This window comes from Nioella sediminis, assembly GCF_001879695.1.
Classification (GTDB): domain Bacteria; phylum Pseudomonadota; class Alphaproteobacteria; order Rhodobacterales; family Rhodobacteraceae; genus Nioella; species Nioella sediminis.
On record NZ_MNBL01000047.1, the window covers coordinates 1 to 22,104 of the forward strand.

The 22,104-nt window shown below is 61.6% G+C and carries 23 protein-coding genes; 13 read left to right on the plus strand and 10 right to left on the minus strand.

Annotated elements, in window-relative coordinates; translation table 11 throughout:
* The 8 genes from soxC to gph all read left to right on the plus strand — a co-directional run.
* A partial coding sequence (soxC, locus tag BKY26_RS07190) for a sulfite dehydrogenase (RefSeq protein WP_071689722.1) occupies window positions 1-1,203 on the plus strand: 1,203 nt, incomplete at its 5' end.
* Window positions 1,187-2,227, plus strand: coding sequence for a c-type cytochrome (locus tag BKY26_RS07195; protein ID WP_071689723.1), 1,041 nt, complete (start codon window positions 1,187-1,189; stop codon window positions 2,225-2,227). The genes soxC and BKY26_RS07195, both read left to right, overlap by 17 nt.
* A gap of 4 nt (window positions 2,228-2,231) precedes the next feature.
* A complete protein-coding gene (locus tag BKY26_RS07200) occupies window positions 2,232-2,906 on the plus strand; it encodes a c-type cytochrome (protein WP_071689724.1) in 675 nt (224 codons plus the stop codon).
* Between the two features lie 56 nt (window positions 2,907-2,962).
* Window positions 2,963-4,225: an NAD(P)/FAD-dependent oxidoreductase gene (locus tag BKY26_RS07205; protein ID WP_071689725.1), complete on the plus strand. Its 1,263-nt coding sequence runs from the start codon at window positions 2,963-2,965 to the stop codon at window positions 4,223-4,225.
* A 66-nt stretch (window positions 4,226-4,291) separates the two neighbouring features.
* Window positions 4,292-4,726: a DUF302 domain-containing protein gene (locus BKY26_RS07210; RefSeq protein ID WP_071689726.1), complete on the plus strand. Its 435-nt coding sequence runs from the start codon at window positions 4,292-4,294 to the stop codon at window positions 4,724-4,726.
* Window positions 4,723-5,949, plus strand: a complete 1,227-nt coding sequence (gene hemA, locus BKY26_RS07215) for a 5-aminolevulinate synthase (protein ID WP_071689727.1) — start codon at window positions 4,723-4,725, stop codon at window positions 5,947-5,949. Before BKY26_RS07210 ends, hemA begins: the two co-directional genes overlap by 4 nt.
* A 122-nt stretch (window positions 5,950-6,071) precedes the next feature.
* Window positions 6,072-6,977: an MBL fold metallo-hydrolase gene (locus BKY26_RS07220; protein ID WP_083431355.1), complete on the plus strand. Its 906-nt coding sequence runs from the start codon at window positions 6,072-6,074 to the stop codon at window positions 6,975-6,977.
* 41 nt (window positions 6,978-7,018) lie between these two features.
* Window positions 7,019-7,687, plus strand: coding sequence for a phosphoglycolate phosphatase (gph, locus tag BKY26_RS07225; RefSeq protein ID WP_071689728.1), 669 nt, complete (start codon window positions 7,019-7,021; stop codon window positions 7,685-7,687).
* Window positions 7,688-7,704: 17 nt separating this feature from the next.
* Here gph and BKY26_RS07230 read toward each other — a convergent pair whose 3' ends face one another.
* Window positions 7,705-8,964, minus strand: a complete 1,260-nt coding sequence (locus BKY26_RS07230) for an aminotransferase class V-fold PLP-dependent enzyme (protein WP_071689729.1) — start codon at window positions 8,962-8,964, stop codon at window positions 7,705-7,707.
* A gap of 454 nt (window positions 8,965-9,418) precedes the next feature.
* Window positions 9,419-9,712, minus strand: coding sequence for a hypothetical protein (locus BKY26_RS20630; RefSeq protein ID WP_245764439.1), 294 nt, complete (start codon window positions 9,710-9,712; stop codon window positions 9,419-9,421).
* Between BKY26_RS20630 and cpaB the strand changes: the two genes are divergently transcribed.
* From cpaB to BKY26_RS07255, 5 genes are all read left to right on the plus strand, one after another.
* Window positions 9,684-10,325, plus strand: a complete 642-nt coding sequence (cpaB, locus tag BKY26_RS07235; RefSeq protein ID WP_245764437.1) for a Flp pilus assembly protein CpaB — start codon at window positions 9,684-9,686, stop codon at window positions 10,323-10,325. The genes BKY26_RS20630 and cpaB overlap by 29 nt on opposite strands.
* Window positions 10,322-11,590, plus strand: a complete 1,269-nt coding sequence (locus tag BKY26_RS07240; protein WP_071689731.1) for a CpaE/TadZ family protein — start codon at window positions 10,322-10,324, stop codon at window positions 11,588-11,590. The genes cpaB and BKY26_RS07240 overlap by 4 nt, the downstream gene beginning before the upstream one ends.
* Window positions 11,575-12,054, plus strand: a complete 480-nt coding sequence (locus BKY26_RS07245; RefSeq protein WP_071689732.1) for a TadE/TadG family type IV pilus assembly protein — start codon at window positions 11,575-11,577, stop codon at window positions 12,052-12,054. The genes BKY26_RS07240 and BKY26_RS07245 overlap by 16 nt, the downstream gene beginning before the upstream one ends.
* Complete coding sequence (locus BKY26_RS07250; RefSeq protein ID WP_071689733.1) at window positions 12,047-12,487, plus strand: TadE/TadG family type IV pilus assembly protein; 441 nt, start codon at window positions 12,047-12,049, stop codon at window positions 12,485-12,487. The genes BKY26_RS07245 and BKY26_RS07250 overlap by 8 nt, the downstream gene beginning before the upstream one ends.
* Window positions 12,488-12,585: 98 nt before the next feature.
* Complete coding sequence (locus BKY26_RS07255) at window positions 12,586-13,857, plus strand: pilus assembly protein TadG-related protein (RefSeq protein ID WP_158514312.1); 1,272 nt, start codon at window positions 12,586-12,588, stop codon at window positions 13,855-13,857.
* Between the two features lie 7 nt (window positions 13,858-13,864).
* Here BKY26_RS07255 and BKY26_RS07260 read toward each other — a convergent pair whose 3' ends face one another.
* From BKY26_RS07260 to BKY26_RS07295, 8 genes are all read right to left on the minus strand, one after another.
* Window positions 13,865-14,833 (minus strand): type II secretion system F family protein, encoded by a 969-nt coding sequence (locus BKY26_RS07260; protein ID WP_071689735.1) that lies wholly within the window; start codon window positions 14,831-14,833, stop codon window positions 13,865-13,867.
* Window positions 14,826-15,806 (minus strand): type II secretion system F family protein, encoded by a 981-nt coding sequence (locus BKY26_RS07265; protein ID WP_071689736.1) that lies wholly within the window; start codon window positions 15,804-15,806, stop codon window positions 14,826-14,828. The genes BKY26_RS07260 and BKY26_RS07265 overlap by 8 nt, the downstream gene beginning before the upstream one ends.
* Window positions 15,796-17,193, minus strand: coding sequence for a TadA family conjugal transfer-associated ATPase (locus BKY26_RS07270; RefSeq protein WP_071689737.1), 1,398 nt, complete (start codon window positions 17,191-17,193; stop codon window positions 15,796-15,798). Before BKY26_RS07270 ends, BKY26_RS07265 begins: the two co-directional genes overlap by 11 nt.
* A gap of 178 nt (window positions 17,194-17,371) precedes the next feature.
* Window positions 17,372-17,533, minus strand: coding sequence for a Flp family type IVb pilin (locus tag BKY26_RS07275; protein WP_071689738.1), 162 nt, complete (start codon window positions 17,531-17,533; stop codon window positions 17,372-17,374).
* A 585-nt stretch (window positions 17,534-18,118) separates the two neighbouring features.
* The gene (locus BKY26_RS07280; protein ID WP_071689739.1) at window positions 18,119-19,180 is read right to left on the minus strand and encodes an ABC transporter ATP-binding protein; all 1,062 of its coding nucleotides are present in this window, start codon (window positions 19,178-19,180) and stop codon (window positions 18,119-18,121) included.
* Window positions 19,181-19,183: 3 nt separating this feature from the next.
* Window positions 19,184-20,287 carry an ABC transporter ATP-binding protein gene (locus BKY26_RS07285; RefSeq protein ID WP_071689740.1) on the minus strand — a complete coding sequence of 368 codons (1,104 nt, stop codon included), beginning with the start codon at window positions 20,285-20,287 and terminating at the stop codon, window positions 19,184-19,186.
* A gap of 10 nt (window positions 20,288-20,297) precedes the next feature.
* Window positions 20,298-21,230, minus strand: a complete 933-nt coding sequence (locus BKY26_RS07290; protein WP_071689741.1) for a carbohydrate ABC transporter permease — start codon at window positions 21,228-21,230, stop codon at window positions 20,298-20,300.
* Entirely contained in the window at window positions 21,227-22,084 is an 858-nt protein-coding gene (locus BKY26_RS07295) for a carbohydrate ABC transporter permease (RefSeq protein WP_131541800.1), read from the minus strand. The genes BKY26_RS07290 and BKY26_RS07295 overlap by 4 nt, the downstream gene beginning before the upstream one ends.
* Window positions 22,085-22,104 lie beyond the last annotated feature (20 nt).

The following is a 22,104-nucleotide window of genomic DNA, read 5'->3' on the forward strand; positions in this document are numbered from 1 at the left end:
GCGGCCGCCATCACGGGAACCGTAGCGCGGGCAGATGCGCCCGATCCGGCCATCACCGAGGTACAGCCCTGGGCGCGCTACCTTGGCGAAGGCGTCGATGCGCGGCCCTATGGCTACCCGTCGGAACACGAGGCGCATGTGGTGCGCCGCAACGTGGAATGGCTGACCGCCGATCCGATCTCCTCGGTGAACTTCACCCCGATCCACGAGCTGGACGGGATCATCACCCCCAATGGGCTGTGCTTTGAACGCCATCATGGCGGTATCGCCGAGATTGACCCGGCCCAGTACCGGCTGATGATCAACGGTCTTGTGGACCGCGAACTGGTCTTCACACTGGAAGACATCATGCGCTTCCCCCGTGAAAACCGCGCCTATTTCCTCGAATGCGCGGCAAATTCGGGCATGGAATGGCGCGGCGCGCAGCTCAATGGTTGCCAGTACACCCACGGCATGATCCACAACGTCATGTATACCGGCGTCCGCCTGCGTACCCTGCTGGAAGAGGCCGGTGTGCAACCAGAGGGCGAATGGCTGCTGGCCGAAGGTGCCGATGCCTCGGCCATGACCCGCTCGATCCCGATGGAGAAGGCGCTCGATGACTGCATGGTCGCGTTCAAGATGAACGGCGAGGCGCTGCGGCCTGAACAGGGCTATCCGGTGCGTCTGGTCGTGCCCGGTTGGGAAGGCAACATGTGGGTCAAGTGGCTGCGCCGCCTGGAAGTGGGCGATCAGCCATGGCACCACCGGGAAGAGACCTCGAAATACACCGATCTCTTTGCCGATGGCCGCGCGCGGCGCTTCACCTGGGAAATGGACGCCAAGTCCGTCATCACCAGCCCCAGCCCGCAAAAGCCGATCAGCCACGGCCCCGGCCAGATGGTGCTGACCGGTCTGGCCTGGTCCGGTCGCGGCACCATCCCGCGCGTGGATGTGACGCTGGATGGCGGCATCAACTGGCACGAGGCCCGCATGGACGGCCCCAGCTGGGACAAGTCGCTGCATCGCTTCTACTATGATTTCGAATGGGACGGCTCGCCGATGATCATCCAGAGCCGCGCCCATGACTCGACCGGCTATGTCCAGCCCACAAAGGACGAGCTGCGCGAAGTGCGGGGCGAGAACTCCATCTACCACAATAACGGCATCCAGACCTACGCCGTGGCAGCCGACGGGAGCGTTGAAAATGTCGAAATCGCTTAAGCTTCTCCTGACCGCCGCCACGCTGACGGCCCTTGGGACGGCCGCAAGCGCACAGACCTATGGCCTGGGCCGCGAGGCATTGCCCGAAGAGGTCGCCGCCTGGGATATCGACATTCGCCCCGACGGGCTTGGCCTGCCGGTTGGCTCCGGGTCGGTTCTGGACGGTGAAGACGTGTTCCTGGAGCTTTGCGCGTCCTGCCATGGCGATTTCGCTGAAGGCGCGGGCCGCTGGCCGCCGCTTGCAGGCGGGCATGGCTCGCTTGCGTCGGACGACCCGCTGAAAACGATCGGCTCCTACTGGCCGTATCTGTCGACAGTGTGGGACTACGTGCACCGCGCCATGCCCTTCGGCGACGCGCAGTCGCTGAGTGATGACGAGGTCTACGCGATCACGGCCTTCCTGCTCTACATGAACGATATCGTGCTCGAGGATGACTTTGTCCTGTCGAACGAGAATTTCGGCGATATCGTGATGCCGAATGCCGACGGGTTCTACATGGATGACCGCGAGGAAAGCCCGCTTTGGGGCCCGCGCGAGGTCTGCATGACTGACTGCGCGGAAAGCGTGGAAATCACCATGCGTGCCAATATCCTCGACGTGACGCCCGATGATGCGGCGGCCCGTGAAGCGCGGGAATCCGGTGGCGCAGAGGCCGTGGAAGAAGCCGCGACCGAGGAAGCGGCCGAAGACCCGAATGCCATCGATATGGAACTGGCAGAGGCGGGTGAGGGCCTGTTCCGGCAGTGTTCCAGCTGCCACCAGGTGGGCGACGGGGCGCAGAACCGCACCGGTCCGATCCTGACCGGGATCGTTGGCGCACCGGCCGGGCTTGTCGAAGGCTTCCGGTATTCCAACCCGATGCAGGCGGCTGCCGAAGAGGGGTTGGTCTGGACGCCGGAGGAACTCCATGCCTTCCTCGAAAACCCGCGCGCCTATATGCGCGGCACGCGGATGGCCTTCCGCGGGGTGGCGGATGAGGCGGATCGCGACGCCATCATCGAATACCTCCGGTCGGTGGAATAAGAAGATGGTGCGCAGGGTCCTCCTTCCGATCCTCGCAACCCTCGCCGGGGCCCCTGTGGCCCTGGCGCAAGAGGGCGACGCCGAACGCGGTGCCGTCCTCTTTCGACAATGCAATTCCTGCCATGTGGCAGAGCCGGACGGTCCGTCCCGCACCGGCCCCAATCTCTACGGGGTGCTTGGCCGGACCGCAGGTGCGCTGGAGGGCGTCCGCTATTCCCCGGCGATCCGCGAAGCAGGCGAAGGCGGCCTGATCTGGACCGTGGAAACGCTGGACGGGTTCCTGCAGGATCCGCGCGGCTACATCCCCGGATCCCGCATGAGCTTTCGGGGCCTGCCGGACCTTCAGGACCGAATGGATGTGATCGCCTACCTGACCGGCGACGCGCCTGTGGTACATTCTTCGGAACTAGGGCGCCTGTCGCCCGAAATCTTTACGATCGAAGGCGACGTGGAATACGGGGAATACCTGTCGTCCGAATGCGTGGCCTGCCATAGCGCCAGTGGCAGCGACGAAGGCATTCCGGTGATCACCGGGCTGGAGCCCGAAGCCTTCATCCTCGCCTTGCACGATTATCGCGACGGCCACCGGGAGCATCAGGTGATGACCACGGTGACCGCCAGATTGACCGACGAGGAAATCGCCTCGTTGGCGGCCTATTTCGCCGAACTGGAGGAGTAGGGCCAATGCCCGCTTGGAGGAGCGGGCAGACAAAAGTGGAGTAGGGAGGCTCCGGTATCATGATCAACAGACGTACATTCCTCGGAACCACGGCCGCACTGGCCGGAACACTCGCGGCCCCGGCCGTACTTGGCCAGGCCAGACCGCGCGCGGTCGTGATCGGCGGCGGGGCAGGCGGGGCGACCGCCGCGCGCTACATCGCAAATGACAGCGACGGCATGATCGACGTCACCCTGATCGAGCCAACGCGCCACTACTACACCTGCTTCTTCTCGAACCTCTATCTGGGCGGCTTCCGCACCATTGAATCGCTCGGCCACAGCTATGGCACGCTGGCAGCCGATTACGGCATCAACGTCGTCCATGACTGGGCCACCGGCATCGACCGTGATGCGCGCACCGTGGCGCTGGCGGGTGGTGGATCAGTGCCCTATGACCGGCTGATCGTCAGCCCCGGCATCGACTTCAAGGAGGGCGCCGTGCCCGGCTGGTCCACCGCCGCGCAGAATGCGATGCCCCATGCATACAAGGCGGGATCGCAGACCGAGCTGCTGCGCGCGCAGCTGGAAAACATGCGCGAGGGCGGCACCTTCGCCATGGTCGCGCCGCCCAACCCCTATCGCTGTCCGCCGGGGCCCTATGAGCGGGTCTCGATGGTCGCGCATTACCTCAGCCAGAACAACCCGACGGCGCGGATCCTGATCCTCGACCCGAAGGAAAGCTTCTCGAAACAGGCGCTGTTCGAAGACGGATGGGCCCGCCACTATCCGGGGATGATCGAACGGATCGGCCCCGATTTCGGCGGCGGCAACGTGGAAGTGCGCCCCGAGAGCATGGAAGTGGTCGTCGACGGGCAGGTCGAGGCGGTCGATGTCTGCAATGTCATCCCGGCGATGCAGGCGGGCAGCATCCTGCAAGACGCGGCCCTGACCGAAAGCGATTGGGCCACGGTGATGCCCGCCACCATGCAGTCGGTGATGGATGAAAACATTCATGTCCTGGGCGACTCCGCGCGCCAGGGGGCGATGCCGAAATCGGGCTTTGCCGCCAACAGTCAGGCCAAGGTGGCCGCGATGGCCGTGCGCCATGCGCTGACCGACAGCCGCCTGTTCCCGGCGCGTTTCTCGAACACCTGCTGGTCGCTGATCACCACCGATGACGGCATCAAGGTGGGGGCGACCTACCAGGCGGGCGAGGACCGGATCGAGGCGGTCGATACCTTCGTCAGCCAGCTTGGCGAAAGCGACGAAGTGCGGGCGGAAACCTACCGCGAGTCGCTTGGCTGGTATGACTCCATCACCTCCGACATGTTCGGCTGATGGAACCATTCGGCCTCGCGGCAGGGTGCTGCGGGGCCACTTCATGAACCACGAAAGGATCAGACGATGAAACAGTTTGCACTTGCAGCCGCCCTGGTAGCGGCCACCGCGACCGGCGCATTGGCGCAGCAGGCCGTGACCTATCCTTTCGACGGCAGTTTCGAGGATGCGGCCTTTGGCGTGGAAAGCGCCATCGTGGGCCGGGGTCTGGTGATCGACTACACGAGCCATGTGGGCGAGATGCTGGAACGCACCCGCGAAGATACCGGCAGCGACGTGGTGCTGTTCGACGAGGCGGATATCTACCTGTTCTGCTCGGCCGTCGTGTCGCGCCAGGTGATGGAGGCCGACCCGATGAACATCGCCAATTGCCCCTATGGCATCTTCATTGCCAGCATGGAAGGCGAGGTGATGATCGGTTATCGGGCGATGCCCGAGGAGTCGATGGCCCCGGTGATGGCCTTGCTGGATGAACTGGCGCGCGAGGCAGCCGGTCAATGACATCTGACCGCTACGACAGCATCTTCAGGGCGCAGCTTGACGCCCTGAAGGACGACGGGAACTACCGCATCTTCGCGGAACTGGAACGTCGCTGCGGGGCGTTTCCTCTGGCGAAGAACCACGGGGCGGGGGCCGATGAGGTCACCGTGTGGTGCGGCAATGATTATCTGGGCATGGGCCAGCACCCGCGCGTGTTGCAAGCCATGCACGAGACCGTTGACGCCTGCGGCGCAGGGGCAGGGGGGACGCGCAATATTTCGGGCACCACCCACGCCCATGTGATGCTGGAGCGCGAACTGGCCGACCTGCATGGCAAGGAGGCGGCGCTTCTGTTCACGTCCGGTTACGTGTCGAACTGGGCTTCCTTGGGGACGCTCGGTTCGCGGCTGCCAGGCTGCACGATCCTGTCCGACAGCCTGAACCATGCCTCGATGATCGAAGGCATCCGCCATGCCCGTTGCGACAAACAGATCTGGCGGCACAATGATGTAGAAGATCTGGACCGGCGGTTGTCGGCGCTCGATCCCGATGCGCCCAAGATCGTGGCCTTCGAAAGCGTCTATTCCATGGATGGCGATATCGCGCCGATTGCCGAGATCCTCGACGTGTCCGAGCGGCATGGCGCGATGACCTATCTCGACGAGGTTCATGCAGTTGGTCTCTACGGCCCTCGCGGCGGCGGGATTGCCGAGCGTGAAGGGCTGATGGATCGGGTCACGTTGATCGAGGGCACGCTTGGCAAGGCCTTCGGCGTGGTGGGCGGCTATGTCACCGGGTCGGCCCCGCTGGTCGATTTCATCCGCAGCTTTGCCAGCGGATTTATCTTCACCACCGCCCTGCCGCCCGCGATTGCCGCGGCGGCGACGGAGTCGATCCGGGTTCTGAAAGGGTTCGAAGGCGCGCGGTTGCGGGCGGCGCAGCAAAAACAGGTGGCGCGGCTCAGGGCGCGTCTGGATGCCATGGGCATTCCGCACCAGCCCAACCCGAGCCATATCGTGCCGGTCATGGTCAAGGATCCGGTCAAGTGCAAATGGCTGTCCGATATCCTGCTGGACCGCTACGGGATCTACGTGCAGCCGATCAACTATCCGACCGTGGCCAAGGGCGAGGAGCGGTTGCGTTTCACCCCCTCGCCGCTGCATTCGGACGCGGAGGTCGACCGGCTGGCGGAGGCGCTGCACGATCTTTGGAGCCAATGCGCCCTGGCGCGGGTCGTGGCGTGATCGGATAGCGGAGGATCGCCGCGCATTGCGCGTCGATCCGCGGGGGATCCTCCCCCGCACCCCCTGAGGTATTTTTGCCAAGATGAAAGGGCTAAAGCCCAGATGGAACAGGAGAACGGTCAATGAGCGGGATCACGCGGCGGATGCTGATGGCGGGGGCGGCGGGCCTTGGAGCGGCGATGGCAATGCCGCGTTGGCTGCATGCGTCCATGCAGATCGGGGATTGGCAGCTCGACACGCTGAGCGATGGCAATCTGATGCTGCCGGCGGATTTCATCCTTGGGCCGATGCCGGCCGATGAGGTTGCACCGATCCTTGCGCGCAACGGGATTGCGCCGGGCGAGCCGCTGACGCCGCCCTGCAATGTGACCTTGCTGCGCGGGCAGGGGCGGGTGGTTTTGTTCGATGCAGGGTCCGGACTGGCCTTTCAGCCGTCGGTGGGGGAATTGCCGGACGCGCTTTTTGCGCTTGGGGTCGATCCCGCGGATGTCACGGATGTGGTGTTCACCCATGCCCATCCCGATCATCTCTGGGGCGCGCTGGATGATTTCGACGAGGCGATGTTCTACAATGCCCGCCATTACATGGGTGCGGGCGAATTGGCCTATTGGCGCGATCCAGAGACGGTGAACAGCATCGGCGCGGCACGCCAGGCCTTTGCCATAGGTGCCGCGCGGCGGTTGGAGATCCTGGGGGACATGGTCGAAAGCTTCGATGACGGCAACGAGGTCTTGCCCGGTGTCACCGCCGTGCTGACGCCCGGACATACGCCGGGGCACATGTCCTTTGCCGTGGGCAATGCAATGATCCTGGGAGATGCCATCGGCAACCATCACGTGGGGTTCGAGGCACCGGGGCTGCTGTCGGGGTCGGATCAGGATCAGGCCATGGCGGCCGAAACCCGGCTGACGCTGCTGGATCGGATCGTGGCCGATGACATGACGGTTGTGGGCTTCCACCTGCCCGGCGGTGGCATAGGCCGGGCAGAGCGCATGGACGGGGCCTATCGCTTCGTGCAGGACGGCTGACGCCCATTGACCCCGCCCGCGCCGTCTGAGATGCGGGGGGCATGACCACGCCTTCCGTTTCGGCCCGCATTGTCTTCGACCTCGACGGCACGCTCATCGACAGCGCGCCCGATATTCACGCCATCGCCAATGAGGTGCTGGCCCTGGAAGGCTGCGCGCCGATCACGCTGGAGGAGGCCCGTCGTTTCGTTGGCAACGGCGCTGCGGTTTTCGTGGCGCGGATGCGCTGCGCGCGCGGGCTGCCGGACGCTGCGCAGGAGCGGATGCATGACGCCTTTATCGCGCGCTATGACCGGGCCGTGGGGCGCACCCATCCCTATCCCGGCGTGGCAGCGGCACTGTCAGGTCTGCAGGCGGCAGGGCACCGGTTGGGGATCTGCACCAACAAGCCGATCAAGCCCGCGCTGGCGGTTCTGGCGCATCTGGACCTGGATGGTTGGTTCGGGGCTGTCATTGGCGGCGACAGCCTGATCGTCAAGAAACCCGACCCCGCCCCGTTGGAGGCTGCGTTCGAGGCGCTTGGGCAAGGGCCGATGGTCTATGTGGGCGACAGCGAGGTGGATGCCGAGACCGCCGAGCGGCTCGGTGTGCCCTTCCTGCTGTTCACCGAAGGTTATCGCAAGACGCCCGTGAACAAGCTGCCCCATGCGGCCGCCTTTGATGACTTTGCGCATCTGGGCGGCTTGGTGGACAATCTGCTGAAACGCTAGCCCTCAGCCCTCAGCCCTCAGCCCTCGGGCGCCATGTCCTTCAGCGCGGCCAGAAGCTCTGCGACCTCGCCCTCGGTATTGTAGTGGCACAGCGACACGCGGATGCAGTCGGTCAGGCCCAGAGGGGTCAGCACATTGCCGCTGTAGTGATCGGCCTTGCGCGTATGGGTGCGGATGCCCTGCTGGTTGAGTGCTTCGACCACATCCTCGGACGCATGGCCCGCGACCACGATCGACACCAGCCCCTCGCGCGCCGGGTTGTCTGCGCCTGCAAGGATCGTGATGTGGTCCATATCCCGCAGTCCGGGCAGATTGCCGGTGCCGTTGATCATCGCGTTGGTCAGATGGGTTTCGTAGTCGTGAATGGCGCGGCCCGCCGCTTCGATCCGGTCACGCCGGTCTGTCGCGTCCGACACCTCGCCGCCCAACCAGTCGAAATAGTCGATGACATCCGACATGGTGGCATAGCTGCCCGCATCGCGGGTGCCGAATTCCCACCCCGTTGCAGGAGCGTCGATCAGCATGTCATGGGGCATTTTGCCGAACCGGTCCGAAATCCAGGCGATGCCATAGCCGTGGCGGGAAAACACCTTGTAGGGCGAGATCGCGTAGCCATCGACATCATAGGCACCCAGGTCGAGCTGACCATGGGCGGCGTGCTGAATGCCATCGACGATGATCAGGCAGTCGGGCGACACGGCGCGGATCGCAGCCGAGATCCCCGCCACATCCATCGCCATGCCAGTGACCGGAGAGCCGTGAAGGATCGTGGCAACGGCGACATCGGGCGTCATCCGGGCGGCATAGTCCTCGGGCGTGGTGCGGCCCGTTGCGTTGTCATGGGGGACGTTCACATATGTCAGCCCGGCAATTTCAGCCCAACGGCGCGCGGCGCTGCGGCTGGCGGGATGTTCGATGGACGACCCGATGACCTTGGCCCCCTTGGGCGCATTCACGCAAGCCGTGCGGATCAGGCGGAACAGTAGCTCGGTGCCGCTTTCACCGGCAAAGAACTGTCCCCCCGGCGCGTTCATGAACACTGCGAGATCGGCCTTGGCCTTGTCGATGATCGCCTGCAAACCTTGACCGGCGGGGTTGATCCGGCCCGGATTATCGGGCAGGGCGGCGAACTTGGCCGAGGTCTGAACCACCGAGTTGAGGGTCAGCGCGCCGCCTGCATTTTCGAAAAAGATGCGCGGGCCCTGAAAGGGACAGCTGTCCACATGGGCAAAGCGCGCGCGGATTGCGTCGAGAAGGGCGGGGGTGTCCTGGATCATATCGTCTGTCCTGTCATGGCGCGAGTGACGGTCGCCTTGGTACGTGGCGCGACACCGGGAAGGCGCGGCGAGAAACCGTTTCGGCAATGGAAGACCGGTTTGAAGGCGTGCTGTCAAGCGCAAGCCTTGAGGACAGCAAAAGGGCTGAATGCGTCAGGCGGGCAGTCTATGCGCGTGGATTGGAACAGTCTGTTCCTCTATCGGCGTCAATGGCGATATGGCCGTGAGCCGGGGTTTATTGTTTCCGATATCGAAATGATGAAAGTCATATTGATGCATTATTGAGGAAGCGGAAGCATTGCGATCATTCTCCAATTGTACGCCGAGCATGGGAAGAGCCTTTTATATACGAAAGAGCTGTGAGACATAATTATGGTATTGTTCCGGTCCAAAAGCAGCCATTGCGGCAATCGTGGCCGCAGAGATATTTTCTTCGAATGAAATAGCGAATTTGTCAGTGGAGACACCACAATGCCTGCCCTGACGACAGGCTGCATTCAGCCAGCAGGGTTTTACTGAAGATAAAGATAGCCGCAAGACCCAAGTGCGAATGCTGAAAAGAGAATGAAATGATACGAGCTTTTCTCCTCATCATCTTTTTGACCAGCGGCAGCGCCGCATTGCGCCATGCATTGGACAATGACGCTGTGGCAGAGGGAATTGCCTCAAACCAGAACCTGCAAATTGCGCGCGCGGAACCCGAAGTGGAACGGGCGAGAGTGAGTGTTGCAGTTGCTTCGCGGGCCATTCAATCGGGGTATCAACTGTCCGCGTCCGATCTCGGATGGGTGCGCATGCCCATTGAGTCCGTGTCACCTGATTTTATCCTCGACGGCGATGCATCCGTGTCGGTCGATGAATTGATCGGCCGGATCGCCGCGCGCGACATCGCCGCGGGCGACCCGATCCTGTTGCAAGACCTGCGCGACATGTCCGAACGCAGCCTGTCTGGCAGGCTGCTGCCGGGGATGCGGGCCTTCTCCGTTCTGATCGACCAGGAGGCCATGGCCGGGGGGCTGATCATGCCCGGTGATCGGGTCGATGTGGTCTACACGTTCTACCCCCAGGACTCCGAGACCGCGGCAAGCATGATCATTGCCGCCAATGTCCGGGTTCTTGCGCTGGACGACATGACCGAGTTCGGCCAGCGGGAAGAGCTTTCGGAGGACGAACCGCCGAATGAAAGAAACGCGACGCTGGAACTGTCGCCCGACCAGATCGGCCGTGTATCGGCCGCGGAAGAGGACGGGCGGTTGCGGCTTGCACTGAGGTCTGCCGATGAAATCGCGGGACCGGCACCAGTGAACAGCCCGATCATTCGCGTCAACCGGGGGGGCGTCGTCAGCTTCGAAATGCGATGAACAAACAGCTCGATCCATCAGATTTTCCGGAAACGATCAGGTCGGCCACGGCCCCCGAAAACGCGCTTCTGCCCGCGCTTCGGATCGGGGCCTTTGCAAGGTCCGAACAGGCGATCCGGGAACTCAACCGCGCCAAGGGTGACATTTCGCTCAACCGGACAAGATGGAAGATCCGCACCGGCGATCTCGACACCGCGATCCATGCCTTCACGGAAGAGAAATCCCCCGATCTTCTGATCGTCGAAAGCGGCGATGATCCGGCTGTCTTGCTGCGCAAGCTCGAAACGCTCAGCGTCCATTGCGAAGCGGGAACGCGGGTCATTCTTCTTGGCGCAAGATCCACCTATTCGGCGGATTTCTATCGGAGCGTTGTGAAGATCGGTGTCAGCGATCTGCTGGTATCGCCGCTCAGAGCCAGGCAGGTCATCGAAACGATCAAGGAAATCTACGCGGACTGGTCCGATGTCCGGCTTGGGAAGATAACCGCGTTCATCGGGTCTCGCGGGGCGGGGTCGTCCATGATCGCGCAGAACGTCGCCGCCACCATGTCGCGCGCCATGTCCACGGATGTGCTGCTGGTGGATCTCGATCCGCAATTCGGGACTGTCGGCCTGAATTTCAACGCCAAAAGCACCTACTCCCTGACCGATATCCTCAGGCGGGGCAGCAAGCTGGATGATATCCTGATCGAGCGGATTTCCACCGTGATGCATGACCGGCTGCGTTTGCTGACGGTGGATGCGCGCATGGACAATCGCAGCGAACTGCCAATCAACGCCATTCGCGCCATCCTGAACCTTCCGAATGCGCTGCGCCAGCACGTGGTGCTGGATCTTCCGCCGATCTGGTCCCGCAGGATGCGGACCATCATCCAGCGGGTCGATACCGTGGTCATCACCGCCGAACCCACACTGCGCGGCTTTCGCGATGCGGGGCATCTGGTGCACGCGGTCCGCGCGGCAAGGCCCGACAAGGAGGCACCCACCCTTGTGATCAACAAGCTGCGCGGCGGCAGGGAAAAACATATCAAGACCTCCGAGTTTCAGGACTTCCTGCGCCTGAACACGGTGATGGACGTGCCCTACAACCACAAGCTGGTTAGAAAGTCCCAGGCTGTTGGGCGGTCTGTCTTCGAATGCGATGAAGGTGCCCAGATTTCCCGCAGCCTTCTCAAGATCGCAAAGGCGGTAAACGGCGAGTTGAACATCGGCGATGATCGCAGCATCTGGGATAAAGTGGCGTCCAGGCTATGGAAATGGTGGTAGCGCGGACAGGCGGATTCTGGAGGTCGGAACGGGGCGCCGGTGCTGTCGAGTTTGCGCTGATTGCACCACTGCTGATCCTGATGCTGCTTTCGGCGGCGGATCTGGCCCTCGCGGTCAATCAGCGCATGGTGATGCAGCATATCCTGCGGGTGGGGGCGCAAACCGCCATGGCCGGTGGCAGCCTGTCAGAAGTCGAACGCGCCCTTGAGACGGCGGAAGACACGCTCGCCACGGGCAGAATGTCGGAGCTTTTGGTCAACGAGCCGGTGATCGACTGGCGTTGCGGGACAAGATCGGTCGACCGACGGGACTCCTGCGGACGGGGGCGTGAGCCTTCTGCCGTGTTCGTATTCGCGGCGGGTCTTCCTTTCCGAAGCATCGTGCTCGGGGATCGTCTCGGGATGGATATCGAGGTGGCGCTGGAGCTTGAGGTGCCCCTGACATGGAGCGCGGACGATGATTGATGATCCCTGCGTCAGGACGCGCGGCCCGCGCAAACCGCTGATCGCGGTTCAGGCCTTCAGCCGGTCCGAGAAGGCCGCGGTGTCAGTGGAGTTTGCGCTGGTCGGCCTGCTTGCCATTCCGCTTTTCTTCGGGATTTTCGAGATCGGCAGGGCGTTCTACAACAAGACCACGCTCGACTACCTTGCCGATGAAATCGCGCGGGCGGCGGCGATCCGGCTGGACAGTGTGGCCATCGACACGGCTTTCATGGACGCGGCCATGGACGAGGCGCTGAATGCCGTCGCCATCTTCATAGATCGCGCCGCGTTGGACCGGCGGCTGGTCAGCAACAACGGGGAAACAACACTTGTCCTGAGCTACCCGCACCAATTGCGTGTGCCGATGATCCTGGATGAAACGATCACCCTGACCGCCACGCGGATTCTGCGATGATTCAGTGCGGCGAACCCACTTGTCTCGAAAGTCCCCGCCGCAAAGCCGGTAATATGGCGTTCCGGCAATCGCGGTTCGTGCAGGATGAACGTGGGTCGATGACCACGACGTTTGCCTTGGTAATGCCCTTCCTGATCGGTGGCATTGCCTTCGGGGTGGAGGTGTCAACATGGCTCATGCTGGAGCGGCAAACGCAAAACGCCGCCGACATGGCCGCGTTTTCCGCCGCGGTCAACCTGTCGCTGATGGATGATGAAGAGGATGCGGTCGACCGGGCCGAGCAGGTCGCATTCGGCAGCGGCTTGTCCCGTGATACCGCCGTGGTCGATGTCGAATTCATCAGCCAAACCGGGGTCGCGGTCGAGATTTCGGTTCAGCACCCGCGCTATTTCACCCGGCTCTTTTCCGACAGCGATGTCACGATCCGGGCACGGGCCGTCGCGGATATCGTTGTCGGAGACGCCGCCGCCGCATGCCTGCTGGTGCTCGACAGTCGGAATGACAGCACCTTGGAACTGGACGGCGGGTCGGTGATCGACATGCCCGATTGCGCGATCGAAGTGCATTCCCGCAATGATGACGGGTTGGATATCTCTGGCAGCGCCGAAATCAGCGCTGCCTGCCTTTCGGTCCGGGCCGATGAGGTGGACGACCGGGACGCCGAGCGCGTTTCCGACCTTGGCTGCGGGTCCATCGTGACGGATGCACCGCTGAATGGAGATCTTCCCGAGCGTCTACAGCAGATCGTCGAGCGCGAAGAGGACAGCCTGCGCGACTTCGTCGACGAAGTACCCAGATATCGTGGCGACCGGACAATTCGGGGCGGGGTGCTGACGCCGGAAGACGTCGGGCATCCTAGTGGGATTCCCATGATGCGGTTTGACCGTGACGTGACCCTGAGCGATGAAATCACCCTGATGCCGGGGATCTACATCGTCGATGATGCAGAGCTGCGCACCCGGAACAACACGGTTCTGAATGGTGAGGCGGGGGTCATGTTCTACCTTGTCGATGGTGGCGAGCTCGATTTTCACAGTGGCACCGACGCCAGCTTGCGGGGATTGACCGGTTTCGAAGGATCCATCTTTCAGGATGTCGTGATGCTGAATGACGGCGATGACGAGGAATACACGTTCGAGGCCGGCGAATGGACGGGGATTATCCTGCTGCCCGAGGCGGAGATCGAAATCGGGGGTGGTCGGTCCATTGACGGCTGCTTTCTGTTCGCGGCGCAGAGGTTCCAGATGCAGGGAAATTCGCGCATTGATGTCCTGTGCGAGGACTCGGCCTTCGATCCCAGCCTCTACGCAGGCACCGGGGGCGGTCCGGGATCGGGCGGAAACAACAGCGTGATCTTTCTGGTGGAATGAGCAGAGCCTATTGAAGATCGAGGATGTCGATTGCCGCGGGCGCAAGGATTACGATGAACAGGACAGGAATCAGAAACAGGATCAGCGGCACCCGCAGCCGCGAGGGCAGGGTGGCTGCCTTCTTTTCGGCCGCTGCAATGCGCAGGCGACGGCTTTCTTCGGACAGGTTGCGCAGGGTGGAGCTTAGCGGCATCCCGTAGAATTGCGCCTGAGAGATGGCGCGCGTGGCCTCGCGCACAGCGGGAATGTTGATCCGGCGCCCCATGTTTTCAAGCGCATCGCGGCGGTTCTGAAGAAAGGCCAGCTCGGCCACCGTCAAGGTGAATTCCTGCGCCAATTCCGGCGCGCTGGTGGAAATGTCCCGCGCGACCTTCGACAACGCGGCCTCCAGTCCAAGACCGGCATCGACGCAGAGATAAATCAGGTCAAGTGCATCGGGCCAGTCGCGCCGGATCTTGTCCTGGTACCGAATCCTGAGGTTCTTCAAGGCCAGATCAGGGGCCCAGATCGCGGCCACCCCGCACAGCAGGCTTGCCAGGATGACGGCCGCCGGCGGGCGCTGTGCCATGATCGTTGCATTCAGAAAACCCCATGCCAGCAGCATGGCGATGAACGGTATCGTCACCTTGGCGATGACGAAGATCGACGCGGCACGCGGGGATCGGAGCCCCGCATTGTGAAGGTCCTTTTTCAGACTCGCGAACGAACTGGCCGCATATCGGGCCAGCCGTCGGTTCAGGCGGGTTTTCAGGGGCGGAGTCATCTGGCGGGACTCCGATGCCGCCGCGGGCCCTGTTCCGTTCCGATCTGTCAAGGGCAGTGTCCCCGCAAGATCCTTCATGCGCGCATGAAGCGTATTCGCAAACAGGGCGGGCCAGAAGATGATCAGAATGGCCGAGACATAGGTCACGAGCACGAGAACGATCAGAACCAGATCGGAGAAGAACAGCTCTTGCAGGGTTGCATAATCAGGCATCGAATTTCACCATTTCCTTCATGATGAAGAACCCAAGGCACATGTAGATGGCAGCCCCCGAGATGATCAGCTTGCCCGACACGGTGGTGTAGAACACGCTTAGGTAGTCGGGGTTCAGGAACAGCAGCGCCGCGATGACAATGAAGGGCAGGGCGCCGATGATCAGCGCCGAAGAGCGTGCATCCGCCGTCATGCTGATGATCTTATCTTTCAGTATCCGGCGTTGGCGCAACGTCTCGCTCAGTGTGTTCAGCGTGTCTGCAAGGGACGAACCGGTTACGCTTTGAAGGTTCACGATGGTCACGAAATACTTGATTTCCTGCAACGGCATCCGCTCTGCGAACCGGGTCATGACTTCCGGAACCGAAAGGCCGATTTCCCGTTCCATCTCGATCCGGCGAAACTCGGCGGCTATGGCGGGCGAGGCTTCCTCCGCAATCAGTCGAAACGTGTCCGTCAAGGTCAGACCCGAGCGCAGACTGCGTACCATGGTGTCGATCGCGGCGGGAAATTCGGCGGCAATGAGAGCCCGGCGCCGGGACCGAAGTTGCCCGCGATAGAGCCACGCGCCGCCCAATGCGAACGCACCCCCGATCATCGAAGCGGCAATCCACGAGCCGCCTACGAACAGCATCGTGAGGGTGACAAGGGGAAAGACGATGATGCCGAGGCCCAGATATCGCCGAAAGTCCGGATCCTTCAGCGCAGACATCCGCAGCATCCGTTCGCGATATCTGGATTGCGGTCCGCGCGGGCGACCGGCGGCGTCCGACATCTGGGATGCTTTGCCCGCGGCGGCACCTGCTGGCTGGACACCGAGTGCGTCAAGCCGCCGCCGATATTTCCGCGCGGGGTTGATCCGTTCATGCAGGATGAAAAGGGCCAGGGCACAGATCGCGATCACCCCGGCGACATAGGCCAGATCGGGCCGCAGCGCCGCGAGAATACTGGTCAGACCCTGTTCAACCGGCATGGGCCATATCCTCATGAACTTGCAGCCCGTCCCGCGCGAGGGCGCGCATCAGGTTTCGGGTCTCGCCATATTGTTCGCTGCGCCTGAGGATTTCCCCGACCGGATACGCAAGTGCCCGATGCTGACCGACGATCTTGTCCCCGACCTGTTCGCCATCGGTCCTGAACACGATCAGATTGCGCAGGCGCTGTTCCTGTGGCCCTTCGTCGAGCACTTCGGTCACATGGGTGATGCGGCGACTGCCATCGCGATGGCGCTCCACGTGAATGATGACGTCAATCGACCGCTGGAACATTTCCTGAATGATGTCAGGCCCAAGCGAGCTGAACCCCATGGTCACAAGCGCGGTCATTCTGGACATGGCATCTTCGGGGGAGTTTGCGTGCAATGTGCTCATGGAACCGTCATGCCCGGTATTCATGGCCTGAAGCAGGTCGAAAGCTTCCGGTCCCCGGACCTCGCCCACGATGATGCGGTCTGGCCGCATGCGCAGGCAGTTCCTGACCAGATCCCGCATTGGGATCTGCCCTTTGCCCTCGACATTCGGCGGACGGGTTTCCAGACGTACCACATGCGGCTGCTGCAAGCGCAGCTCGGCGGTATCCTCGCAGGTGACGATGCGCTCGTGTTCCTCGATATATCCGGTCAGGGCATTCAGCATCGTGGTCTTGCCCGACCCTGTTCCGCCAATGATCAGGATGTTGCAGCGGCACCGGGCGAGGATGCGCAGCAATTCGGCCCCGCCCGCGGAAATGACGCCGCGGTTGACCATCTGATCGACCGTCAGAACATCCTGCCGAAACAGCCGGATGGTCAGGGACGGCCCGTTGATGCTGACGGGTGGAATGATCACGTTCACGCGCGATCCATCCTTCAGGCGGGCGTCACAGATCGGGCTGGCCTCATCGACGCGGCGGCCCACCAGGCTGACCATGCTCTGGCAGACGTTCAGCAACTGGTTGGTATCCCGGAACCGGACATCGGTCTTGCGCAGCACGCCGTCGATCTCGACATAGATCGGCTCGGTGCCGTTCACCATGATCTCGGTGATGTTGCCCTGGGTTAGAAACCGTTCCAGCGGCCCGAAGCCGAGCATGTCATCGCTGATTTCGTTCAGCAGCCGCTCTTCCTCTGCGGCGGATACCTTCAGTTTGTCGCTGATGATGATCTCGTCCAGCGCGGCGGCAATCAATGCGCGCCCCTGCGTAATCCCCCCGCGCAGCAACCGCGCGGCGTCGAGTTCTTCGATCAGCCGGGAAAACACCAGTCGGCGCAGATCGCGATAGGCGTCTTCCTGTTCGAGACTTGCATCGTCTTCCGCACTCGAATCGAGGATATCAAACCCACTGGCGGACGGTGTAGTTTCTTGAAATACCCCATTGGGCATTCCGAAACCGGAAGTTGATGAGTTGGAATTCTTCTTGCCAAACATTATTATGGGCCTTTTGGGAAATGATTACGTACCTTCTGATCCGAATGCCCCAACCGGATTGCGAGGCCACGCCAAAAAATGGGTGGCCTCGCATTTTTTTGTTTCACGAAAGCCCGAATGGCGATCCGCAAGATTATTGCAGAGCGGTGCTGATGGCTGTGAAAGCGGTGGTCAGATCCGTTCCCACAGTGCCCAGGATGCCAACGATGGCAACGGCAATCAACGACCCGATCAGGCCATATTCGATTGCGGTTGCTCCGTCTTCGGACGTCATGAAAGTAGTAAGTTTGTTCATCGTATTACCCCCTAAGTGGTAGTTAATTCCCCCAACGCAATTAAGATTGCATGGTGGCACGACCCGTAGAAGTGTACTTGTGTATAAGATTTGGATCGTTTGAAAATTTTAATATCGTTTGGCGCGTTTTTTAATACTTTGGTATATGTCTGCGGCCAAATGGGTTTCTGGCCTCGAAACAGTAAAAAACTACTGTTTCCGACACTGAAAGCGACCAGGTGAATTTCCGCCGAATCCGAATCGAATTAGGGGGCAGGGCATTGCGCAGCGACTCGCTGTCCGGTCAATCCGGCTGTATGGGGAGGCCAGCTATCGACACCTCTTGCAGAAGGATTTCTGTTTGCCCGGACTTTCTGGCGGGGGTCTGCTGTGGCATGGGGAGACCCGCAAATCATTGCGACGGACGGTCATGACAGGACAGATCAGCTCAAAGCAATTTCCTCTGCCACGACCTTTCCTTTGCCGCCGAACATCTTTACGCCCGTGCCGGGGCAAGCTGAAAGCCATGCCTTGACCGCGACGGACGCAAGAGTAACGTCTTCTGCTCCCCCACTCCCTTGTCGTTCAGGCACCCTGCCGCGATTGCTAGATCCTCTGTCCCGTTTCATCGAACAGGTGGAGATGCCGGGAGTCCAGGCTGACGCGTTGAGCGCAGCCCTCTTTCAGGATCACCTGGCCCGGCGTGCGGATCTTCAGGATCTGCTCGCCCAGCATCGCGTTGATGATGGTATAGCTGCCGAGCGGTTCGACTGAGGAAACCGTCACCTCGAAGCTTGGGTTTCCGTCGCTCTCGCCAAGCCAGATGTCCTCTGGCCTGACGCCGAGCGTACCTTCTCTGCCCTTTGGGGGCGCGCCGCTGATTGCAACGCTTTCAGGCAGGATATCGGCTTTGAACTGCGCACCGCGTTCATCGAAGTACCCTTGGAAAAGATTCATCGGCGGTGATCCGATGACCTTGGCGACGGCAAGCGAGCCGGGCCGGCTGTAGACCTCGTCAGGTGTGCCGATTTGCGCGATCTTTCCGTCGATGACGACCGCCACCCGATCCGAGATCGCCATGACCTCCTCCTCGTCATGACTGACATAGACGAATGTCTGGTTGTTTTCCCGTTGCAGCCGCTTCAGTTCCACCCGCATCTCTTCGCGAAGACGCGCATCGAGCGCGGCAATCGGTTCGTCCAGAAGCATGGCCCGGCTATCCGCCGCAAAAGCCCGGCCAAGCGCGATCCGCTGGCGTTCGCCGCCCGACATCTGCGCGGGGTTCTTGTGCAGGATGTGACTGACATGAAGAACCTCGGATACGAAATCCAGCCGTTCTGCAATCTCGCGCTCCGATGCGCCGCGTTCCCTGAGCGGGAAGATGATGTTCTCGCGTCCTGTCATATGCGGAAAAAGCGCGAGGTTCTGGAACACCATGGAAATGCCGCGCTCGGCGACATCCATACCCGCACCATCGCGACCCGATAGCACTACTTGCCCTTCATCCGGTTGCAACAGGCCCAGGATCAGCTTGAGGATTGAGGTCTTGCCGGTCGATGGCGGCCCGAAGATGCCGAAGAATTCTCCCTGCTCCACCGTCATGCTGATTGGGCCGAGCGTGAATTCAGGATAGGTCTTCACCGCGTTTGTGATTTCAATCGCCGTCATGGTTCAGCGGCCTCCCAGCCGTCGGCCCGAGTCTAGGTCAAAGGCCATGCTTGCATCGGAGGGCAGGAAGAACGGAACGTCATCGCCCACCTCCAGTTGTGCTTGATCGTCGAATGCGAGGAACATGGTTTCCTGAACCTGGAGGTATGCGAGCCGCTTTGGCCCCACCCGTTCCAGAACCTCGACCTTGCCGTGCATCGTGATGTCGGTCGGGCAACGCTGGTCACCGAAATAGATGTCCTGCGGGCGGATCCCGAAAGATCCGCTGTGAACCCTGGCATCGCTGGTGAAATCCGCCCGCACCTTCCCGGCAAGCGGGATCTCGGCCCCGCCATGCAGCATCAGGTGCAGTTCCCCGCGCTCTTCCCGCAACTCGCCGTCAACAAGGTTCATGCGCGGGCTGCCGACAAAATTGGCGACGAAGCGGTTTTGCGGATCGTTGTAGATGTCCAGCGGCGCGCCGTATTGCATCAGCTTGCCCTGGTCGATGATCGCGATTTTGTCGGCAAGGCTCATCGCTTCGATCTGGTCATGGGTAACGTAGATCATCGTCTGGCCGAACTCGTGTTGCAGCACCTTCAGCTCGGCCCGCATGTAGGCGCGGAAGCCTGCGTCGAGGTTGGAGAGCGGCTCGTCCAGCAGGAAAATCCGCGGCTCCACGATGGCCGAGCGCCCGATGGCGAGCTTCTGCATCTCGTTCACCGAAAGGCTGGAGGCAGGCTGATCGAGCCTGTGCGCGATGCTCATCCGGTCGGCCATGGCCCTGACGCGCCGGTCGATCTCGGAGCGGTCGACCTTCTTGACCTCCAGCCCGTAGGACAGGTTTTTGTAAACGCTGAGATGGGTGAAAATCGCATAGTTCTGGAACACGAAGCCGATATTGCGATCCTGGATGCGGATGCGGCTCAGGTCCTGACCGTCGAAACGGATTGCCCCTTCGGTGACGTCCTCCAGCCCGGCGATCATGTTCATCGTTGTCGTCTTGCCGCAGCCCGAAGGCCCCAGCAGCGCGACGAACTCGCCTTCCTCGATGTCGATGGAGATATCGTCAACGGCGGTGAAGTCGCCAAAGCGTTTGGTAACGTTCTGTATTTGAATGGATGACATCTTGGCCCCCCTATTTCTTGGCCATCAAGGACAGGCCCTTCATCGCAAGCATGCTGAGCGCAATCAGGATCGACAGCCCCATGGTCGCCACATAGGCCCATTCCAGCTCGCCGAAGGTCTGGTTGTAGAGGAAGACCGAGATCGTTTCCGTCTGCACACCCGGACCGCCATTGGTCATGATGAAAACCAGGTCGAAGATCTTGAAACACTCGACCGCGCGCAGGACGAGCGCGATGATGATGACGGTCTTCATGCGCGGCAGGATGATCTTGACGAAGTTCTGCCAGTTCGACCCGCCAAGCAACCGCGCGGCAAGAAGCTGGTCGGACGGCACCCCCAGCATCCCCGCCAGCAGGATCAGGAACATCAGCGGCGTCCATTGCCAAATATCCGCGATGATGACCGAGATCATCGCCCGGTTCACATCGGTCAGCCACGAGAACTCGGGCGGCAGGCCGAGATGGTCATTGATCGGCCCGGTGCCCTGAAAGAGCAGGAAGAACATCAACCCAACCACGGCGGGCACGATCATCATCGGTGTCAGCATGATCGAGTAGAACAGTTTGCGGCCGGGAAACTGGTCGATGAACAGATAGGCCAGTGCCATGCCAAGGAAGAACTGCGCGGGCACGGCCACGATCATGATCAGCACCGTGCGCCAAAGCGCCCCCCAGAACCGGGGGTCGGTGACCATGTACCAATAGTTCTCGCCCCAGTTGAACACCTCCCAGGCCTGGTACCAGGGAATGCCTTCCAGCGGTGTCCACCAGGTGAACGACAGGTAAAGCTGCATGAGCAGGGGAAAGACCACGATGAAGACAAGCAGCAGCAGGGTCGGCAGGACGAACCAGAAGCCCATTTTCTGACCGTCGCGGGCAACGCGGGTCCAGTAACCCGCTTTGGCGTGGGTGTTGCTGATTTCGGGTGCTGTTTGATCGGTCATTGCTTGAGTGCTCCGAATGTCAGGCCGCGCACCAGGTGTTTCTGGATCATCAGGCCGAAGATGACGGGCGGGATGGCGGCGATCACGCCGAGGGCGGCTTTCATGCCGTACATCTGCCCGCCCATGGCCGAGGTCAGGGTTGCCATGTAGACAGGCAGCGTCACCCAGTCCCTCTGGGTCAGCAGAAGCGCCAGAAGATAGTCGGACCAGTTCAGGATGAAGACGAAGAGCGCACAGGTTGCGAGCCCCGGCTTCACGATGGGCAGGGTGATCCGGTAGAACACCCGCCAATAGGAACAGCCCGCCACGCGCGCGGCGTCCTCGATCTCGACCGGCACCTCCTCGAAGAAGGTTTTCATCAGCCAGAATGCGAAGGGCAGGGTGACGATGCCGTAAATCAGGCTCAGCCCCCACCAGGTATCTACTGCCCCCAGAAACGACCACATCACCATGACCGGGATCATCACCGCAAGCGGCGGGAAGAGACGCAGTTGCAGGACCGAAAGGGGCAGCGACTGCGCAAGGCCGAAACGCACCACCGCATAAGATGACAGGGTTCCGCAGACGACCGCGACAAGGGTGCCCATGATCGACGTCACAAGGCTGGCGATCAGCGGCCCCACGATGGTCCGGTCGAGAGAAACCACCAGCCCCTCGGCCCGGCCAAAGAAGATGAACTCGAAATTCTGAAGCGTCGGGTTCTCGGGGAACCATGTCAGCCCCGCGACGGTTGTCCATTCCGGGTGAGGTTTGAACGCCATCGTGACCATCCACAAAAGCGGATAGAGCACGACCGCGCATGCGAGCAGAACGAAGAAGTATTTGAGCGCCATCGCGCCCGCTGACGGTTTCACGAGCCTATCCCCCGCTTGTT

What these genes read in the sequence shown, in the direction of transcription:
- BKY26_RS07290 (WP_071689741.1), bottom strand. Translation starts at nt 21,230, where the DNA reads ATGACCGATCAAACAGCACCCGAAATCAGCAACACCCACGCCAAAGCG.
- BKY26_RS07285 (WP_071689740.1), bottom strand. Translation starts at nt 20,287, where the DNA reads ATGTCATCCATTCAAATACAGAACGTTACCAAACGCTTTGGCGACTTC.
- BKY26_RS07260 (WP_071689735.1), bottom strand. Translation starts at nt 14,833, where the DNA reads ATGCCTGATTATGCAACCCTGCAAGAGCTGTTCTTCTCCGATCTGGTT.
- gph (WP_071689728.1), top strand. Translation starts at nt 7,019, where the DNA reads ATGACCACGCCTTCCGTTTCGGCCCGCATTGTCTTCGACCTCGACGGC.
- BKY26_RS07240 (WP_071689731.1), top strand. Translation starts at nt 10,322, where the DNA reads ATGAACAAACAGCTCGATCCATCAGATTTTCCGGAAACGATCAGGTCG.
- BKY26_RS07210 (WP_071689726.1), top strand. Translation starts at nt 4,292, where the DNA reads ATGAAACAGTTTGCACTTGCAGCCGCCCTGGTAGCGGCCACCGCGACC.
- BKY26_RS07230 (WP_071689729.1), bottom strand. Translation starts at nt 8,964, where the DNA reads ATGATCCAGGACACCCCCGCCCTTCTCGACGCAATCCGCGCGCGCTTT.
- BKY26_RS07195 (WP_071689723.1), top strand. Translation starts at nt 1,187, where the DNA reads ATGTCGAAATCGCTTAAGCTTCTCCTGACCGCCGCCACGCTGACGGCC.
- hemA (WP_071689727.1), top strand. Translation starts at nt 4,723, where the DNA reads ATGACATCTGACCGCTACGACAGCATCTTCAGGGCGCAGCTTGACGCC.
- BKY26_RS20630 (WP_245764439.1), bottom strand. Translation starts at nt 9,712, where the DNA reads ATGGCCCGCGAAGCAACTGCAACACTCACTCTCGCCCGTTCCACTTCG.
- BKY26_RS07220 (WP_083431355.1), top strand. Translation starts at nt 6,072, where the DNA reads ATGAGCGGGATCACGCGGCGGATGCTGATGGCGGGGGCGGCGGGCCTT.
- BKY26_RS07250 (WP_071689733.1), top strand. Translation starts at nt 12,047, where the DNA reads ATGATTGATGATCCCTGCGTCAGGACGCGCGGCCCGCGCAAACCGCTG.
- BKY26_RS07200 (WP_071689724.1), top strand. Translation starts at nt 2,232, where the DNA reads ATGGTGCGCAGGGTCCTCCTTCCGATCCTCGCAACCCTCGCCGGGGCC.
- BKY26_RS07265 (WP_071689736.1), bottom strand. Translation starts at nt 15,806, where the DNA reads ATGCCGGTTGAACAGGGTCTGACCAGTATTCTCGCGGCGCTGCGGCCC.
- BKY26_RS07270 (WP_071689737.1), bottom strand. Translation starts at nt 17,193, where the DNA reads ATGCCCAATGGGGTATTTCAAGAAACTACACCGTCCGCCAGTGGGTTT.
- BKY26_RS07280 (WP_071689739.1), bottom strand. Translation starts at nt 19,180, where the DNA reads ATGACGGCGATTGAAATCACAAACGCGGTGAAGACCTATCCTGAATTC.
- BKY26_RS07245 (WP_071689732.1), top strand. Translation starts at nt 11,575, where the DNA reads ATGGAAATGGTGGTAGCGCGGACAGGCGGATTCTGGAGGTCGGAACGG.
- BKY26_RS07275 (WP_071689738.1), bottom strand. Translation starts at nt 17,533, where the DNA reads ATGAACAAACTTACTACTTTCATGACGTCCGAAGACGGAGCAACCGCA.
- BKY26_RS07255 (WP_158514312.1), top strand. Translation starts at nt 12,586, where the DNA reads ATGACCACGACGTTTGCCTTGGTAATGCCCTTCCTGATCGGTGGCATT.